The following is a 4,998-nucleotide window of genomic DNA, read 5'->3' as shown; positions in this document are numbered from 1 at the left end:
GACCTATTACCGAGAAGAATACGAACGTAACAACAAACGAGTAAATAGTCCAAAAGGCAGGTATCTAAAATCCAAACGGCAAAGTACGGTAGAACCCGTTTTTGGAACCCTCACACAGTTTATGGGACTTCGGAAAATCAACACTATAGGAATTCAACAAGCAAACAAAGTCATGCATCTGTCTGCAATTGCCTACAACTTGAAGAAATATTTAAAATTCATTGTAAAAAATGTAAAAGTAGATGCTAAAGCAATGAAGCATTTGTTTTGTCTTGTAAAACGCGTGTTTAGGCCCCAAATAAAGCTGTTAGAACGAATATAATAGGCATCTTAAAATTTAAATAGTGTTGGCTTTAACAAAGTAAAACCCCCTATAAAAGGAGCTTTTGAATGTTTTTTTATGTTTTTATAGACTTGTGCAACGATTACCAGTGTTAGCGGTAGTCTTTCATTGTTTATTCTCATTTTCTCTTTGCAAAGTGATTGTTATTTTAGTTTTTCTATAACTTACAATTACAAATTGACCACAATTAAACCCAAAATCCTTAAGCCATTTTCCACTTAACCTTATTTCTGGAAATGTGACACGCCTATTATACTCTCTTGGAAACACCTTAGAAATTACTTTTAATTGTCTTTCTCCATTTTTTGTAATTTTCTTTTCTTGCTCCATAACTACTATTTATTGCCATAAAATTATAATAAATAATACTTAAAACAAAATAAATACGCATGAAATTATAATTAATTGAGTTTTTGACACAATTTTGGAATCCTTATATTGTCATCAAAAGTCAATAAATTAGCACAGTGTCGAAACAAAACTTAAATAGAATTAAATCTGTTCTTGCTGAAAAGAATACAAATAATAAAGAATTAGCAAGTCATTTGGGAAAAACAAAATCTACTGTTTCAAGATGGTGTACCAATGAAGTCCAACCTTCTGTTGAAACATTGTTTGAAATCTCTAAATTCTTGAAAGTTGATATTCGGGAGTTGTTGGTTTCGACGGTGAAATGATTTTACCAAAAATGCCACCACTTTTTTTATTCAGGTATTAGTTCAGTAATTTTTATCCTTTTTTACTTATCTAAATTTTTAACTATTAATTTGAATTCATTCTCAATATTAGCAATATCAGTTTCTAACCATTCAAGTTTTCCAAATTTTTCTTCGTAAGTTTTTTTACTGTCTTTTATACTTTCAAACTCTTGATAATATCTTCCTTTATCATAATCTCCAACTACAAAATGAAAGTCATAATGATAAGAGTGTGTGCAATAGTCAAATTCGATAAGCTTTATTTGGTAAGGTGCTGGAAATAGAATTCCATTGTTCGGTTTTTCAATATTTCCAACTATTCTACGACTCTTATTTCTATTATCCTTATTGTAATAAAAAGAAAAATTTTCTTCGGTCAATGAAGTAACACTTATACTTTTGGGTTTTAACATGAGAAATTCTTCAAGTAATTCAAAAAAATTATCAAAAGATAGTTTTTCGTCTAAGTTATATGTTTCCAAAATTGCGCTTCTCCAATTGTAGCCAGCTCCTAACTTATTAAGTTTTTGTTTAGTCCAAAAATTGAAGTAATGAAAAGGTGGTACACTTTCAATATTAGAGTTAATATCAAATCCTAAGAGTGTATTTTCTAAATTCGTAAGTGAGATTTGATTTCCAAAAAACATACCAGGTCTTTTCTCTATGAATTTGGCAAATTCAATTGTCGTTAAATTTTCTAGTTTTGTTTTCATTTGAAATTATTGACTTGTTGGTTGTGTAATTGTTCGTTAAGGGACATAGTTTACACAAGTTAAAGATTAGGGTTTACACTAAGCCAAAACAAACGTTTTTACTTTTATATTTTGTTAAACGTCAAAACTTTGTTTTGGCGTGATTGCTTAAAAATACAAAACTTTCGGTAACCACCGAACGCCCTATATGCTTTATACCTTGTTATGCTCTTTTTCTTTTCTCACTGTTATTATCAGTTTGTTCTTTTTCTGGTCAATTTTTACAGTATCTCCTTTTTTAAATCCAAGTTGTTCAAGCCATTGTCCTTCGAGCCTAATTTCAGGTACAGTATAATTGTTCCCCCATCTTCGATAACGGAACTTACTGTATATTTTTAAAATCCTGAAATTACTCAATTGTCAGCTATTTATATGACAAACATAAGAATTCAAATTGAGTTGTCAAACTTTTGTATGACAAAATTGTCGTATAATTAATTGACATTTGTTCTGTGAATAAAGAACAACTTAAAAAGAAAGTCGGTCAGCGTATTGTTGAGCTAAGAAGTCAGAAAGGTTGGAGTCAGTCAGATTTGGCTCGTGCTTGCAATAAAGATAGACAGGCACTTGAAAAGTTAGAGAATGGAAAAGTCAATCCGACAATTTATTCGCTTTTGGAGATTTCTAAGGCTTTAGAAGTTCCTTTGAAGAAGTTGGTTGATTTTTAAATCAATTTTATCTTTTCTTTCTAAATATCAATAAATCACTACTTGTACCTATTACGAAGTAATTTCCTGAATAAGAAAATCCATAAACTTTTAAAGTGTCAGGAGAATAAACCCTAAAACATTTCTCGGTATCCTTTTCTGAATAAATATATTTTCGATTCGGTTGAAAAATAATATCAACTTTGGGCCAATCTAACGCCATTATTTCCAAACTATCTCCGTCTGAATTTCCTAGTGGTAATCCGCCTCCGTGTAATCCTGCAATTTTGATATTTTCATCTTGTAGTTCTCCAATTCCAAAACAAGTTAGATTTGAATAATCAATTTCAAAATCATCATTATAATCTCGTTCAATTTTTTCAAATTTTGAGCAATCAATTAATCCTCTACCGTTACTAGAAATCACAAGTAATAGGTTTTCATTATTTTTTGAGAAACCGACTTCAGTTAATCCACCAACAGCAAATTGTTCAAATTCCCAATTATCTGGACAACTTTGATTTTTTGTCTTTTCAAGAATCTTTTGTAGTCTTTTACGATTCTCTTCTTCTATGTCTTTTTTAAAAAAGTTCATTCCTTAATTGAGCATAACGGTCTTGTGTAAAATGCGTTTTAATGCATTTTTACACCTTGTTAGCTTTTCGTTTTTTATTATTCATTCCAGCCTGGTCCATTCTTTTCTGTACAAGGCTCAGCTAATTTATTCCAATCTGTCAATTCTATAGGTGGTTCTCCCTTTTCGGCTCGATCCATCATATCGTAGAAGAAATTAAAAAAGTCAAGTGTTAAAGGAGAGTAATCTTCTCCCTTTTCGGTCAAATTGTTTTTGCCTTTTTGAATTGCTCTCCAAAACAATTGTTGATTTTCTTTAGTCAAACTTCTTAAATCTAATTCCCTATTAATCCAATCATCAATCCGAGAATTATGAAATCCCCATCCAGCATCTGCACTTTCATCATCGTCCGAGTTTGGAATTTGTAACTTCAACCAATCAGACAGTTCCTGTCCGCTATCAATCAGTTCTAATTCAGTTATGACAATCCGAATAATCTCATCATATCCCGTCCATCTTCTGGCGAAACATCTTCCGTCTTTTAATATTATAAATCCACTTGCCATTTTATTTTCTTAATGAAAGATAACGTTTAGCTATGAATAGTACGGGGCAGAAAATCCGCGGATTTTCGTGTCGGCACAAGCCATAAGCTTTTTGTTTTGTTTTTACTTTGTCGTTATAAAAAACCAAATTAAAAGATTTGGCGTTGATTGTAAATATACCCGAACTTTAGATTTTAAACACTTAAATCCGTATTATTTATAGGTGTTGTGCCTGTTACACAACTTTATTGATAAAGATAGTATAAGGAATTTAAAAATGGCTTAGTTATTCCTTAACTTTAATTATGCTAGACAAAAAAGAGTTCCAAGAAAAATTATTTTCTCATTTTTAATAGAGTGAATGTATTCCAATACATCATTTTACCGCAAGTTAAAAGGGGGATTACATTTAGAATATGCTTTAATCTAGTCTTTTTAGGTCCAAAGTGGTTAGAAAAATATTGTCTCTGTTGTTTTCTCTAAATTATGTTTAGAGGGGTGATGTTAGATAAGATTAAATATATTTTACTTAAAATAATCTCTTAAAAATTTCTTATGTATTGTAATGGCACACTCTTTTACGAAGTGGCGTAGAGGTGAAGTGAAAATGTGTGTAACATGGGGTTTTATAACTAACCGCAATTAACCGCAACTATATAGGGCTTTAATAGGGCTTTAATAGGGAGTATCTATAGAGTAAACATTAACTAAGCATCGCATGCCCCGTACTAAAAATAACATCCCATTAGAGTCATTAAACCGATTAGAATAAGTCCTATAGTCATTAATATTTGTATAGTCAAAATGGTTAATAGAGAAGCTCTTAAATACTTTTTCTTGTATGGAAGTCCTTTAAATGGAAATAAAGCTACTATAGTTCCAAGGATAAATCCTAAAATATTAAATCCTATTAAGTTCGCATTTAAAGCAGATAGAAAATTATCAGTGGCACTTCGCTGTCCTTTTATTAGCAATCCAAATAGGATGATATTAACTACGATAAGAATTGAAATCCGTAATAGATACTTTTTCTTGTCTGATTTCAGTTTCTCATCAAGGTTTTCTGTAAATCCTACGCCTAAAACCTCTTGGTTTTCCATTTTGTCTTTTTTCATATGTTCGTTAAGGGATATGGTTTACGCAAATTAAAGATTAGGGTTTATACTAAATTAGTTTCTAAGCTTGTTGATTATTGTTTGTTTCTAAGCTGCTTTTCATCAAAGAAACTCAAAAATACGTTTCTATAAAACACTTTCCAAATGCCACTTCTTATGGCATTCAAGAGTATTGGTTTTAACAAAGTAAAAGCCCCTGTAAAAGGAGCTTTTGAATGTTTTTATGGCAGTATCTCATAAACTGTGTAAGTTTAAAAATCTCGGGGTTTAATTCACCCTCGAGATTTTTTTATTTATTAACTTTAACACATTTATGAAACCAGA

9 protein-coding genes are annotated in these 4,998 nt (G+C 30.8%); 3 read left to right on the top strand and 6 right to left on the bottom strand.

Translation table 11 applies throughout. The annotated features are described in order from the left end of the window. Positions 1 to 322, top strand: a 322-nt coding sequence (locus AC2D8I_RS15870; protein WP_484707089.1) for a transposase, incomplete at its 5' end; no start/stop codon positions are given. A 126-nt stretch (positions 323 to 448) separates the two neighbouring features. Here AC2D8I_RS15870 and AC2D8I_RS15865 read toward each other — a convergent pair. Further along, the gene (locus tag AC2D8I_RS15865) at positions 449 to 673 is read right to left on the bottom strand and encodes a SymE family type I addiction module toxin (RefSeq protein WP_484707088.1); all 225 of its coding nucleotides are present in this window, start codon (positions 671 to 673) and stop codon (positions 449 to 451) included. A gap of 137 nt (positions 674 to 810) precedes the next feature. Between AC2D8I_RS15865 and AC2D8I_RS15860 the strand changes: the two genes are divergently transcribed. Continuing rightward, positions 811 to 1,020: a helix-turn-helix transcriptional regulator gene (locus AC2D8I_RS15860; protein WP_484707087.1), complete on the top strand. Its 210-nt coding sequence runs from the start codon at positions 811 to 813 to the stop codon at positions 1,018 to 1,020. A gap of 62 nt (positions 1,021 to 1,082) precedes the next feature. On the opposite strand, the gene AC2D8I_RS15855 is transcribed toward AC2D8I_RS15860, so the two are convergent. Both AC2D8I_RS15855 and AC2D8I_RS15850 read right to left on the bottom strand, forming a co-directional pair. Continuing rightward, on the bottom strand, positions 1,083 to 1,754 hold the full coding sequence (locus AC2D8I_RS15855) for a hypothetical protein (protein ID WP_484707085.1): 672 nt from the start codon (positions 1,752 to 1,754) through the stop codon (positions 1,083 to 1,085). Positions 1,755 to 1,946: 192 nt separating this feature from the next. Then, positions 1,947 to 2,150 (bottom strand): SymE family type I addiction module toxin, encoded by a 204-nt coding sequence (locus AC2D8I_RS15850; protein ID WP_484707084.1) that lies wholly within the window; start codon positions 2,148 to 2,150, stop codon positions 1,947 to 1,949. Positions 2,151 to 2,245: 95 nt separating this feature from the next. On the opposite strand from AC2D8I_RS15850, the gene AC2D8I_RS15845 reads away from it, so the two are divergent. Beyond that, positions 2,246 to 2,461: a helix-turn-helix domain-containing protein gene (locus AC2D8I_RS15845; RefSeq protein ID WP_484707081.1), complete on the top strand. Its 216-nt coding sequence runs from the start codon at positions 2,246 to 2,248 to the stop codon at positions 2,459 to 2,461. Positions 2,462 to 2,468: 7 nt separating this feature from the next. Here the strand turns inward: AC2D8I_RS15845 and AC2D8I_RS15840 are convergent, their stop codons facing one another. The 3 genes from AC2D8I_RS15840 to AC2D8I_RS15830 form a co-directional block, all read right to left on the bottom strand. Next, positions 2,469 to 3,035, bottom strand: coding sequence for a hypothetical protein (locus AC2D8I_RS15840; protein WP_484707079.1), 567 nt, complete (start codon positions 3,033 to 3,035; stop codon positions 2,469 to 2,471). A 77-nt stretch (positions 3,036 to 3,112) separates the two neighbouring features. Then, a complete protein-coding gene (locus tag AC2D8I_RS15835; protein ID WP_484707077.1) occupies positions 3,113 to 3,448 on the bottom strand; it encodes a hypothetical protein in 336 nt (111 codons plus the stop codon). Positions 3,449 to 4,287: 839 nt separating this feature from the next. Continuing rightward, entirely contained in the window at positions 4,288 to 4,659 is a 372-nt protein-coding gene (locus AC2D8I_RS15830) for a hypothetical protein (RefSeq protein ID WP_484707075.1), read from the bottom strand. Positions 4,660 to 4,998 lie beyond the last annotated feature (339 nt).

It is taken from the genome of Lacinutrix sp. YIN62, from assembly GCF_057219185.1.
The sequence above is the reverse complement of the archived record's forward strand: the minus strand, read 5'-3'. Positions and strand labels throughout refer to the sequence as shown.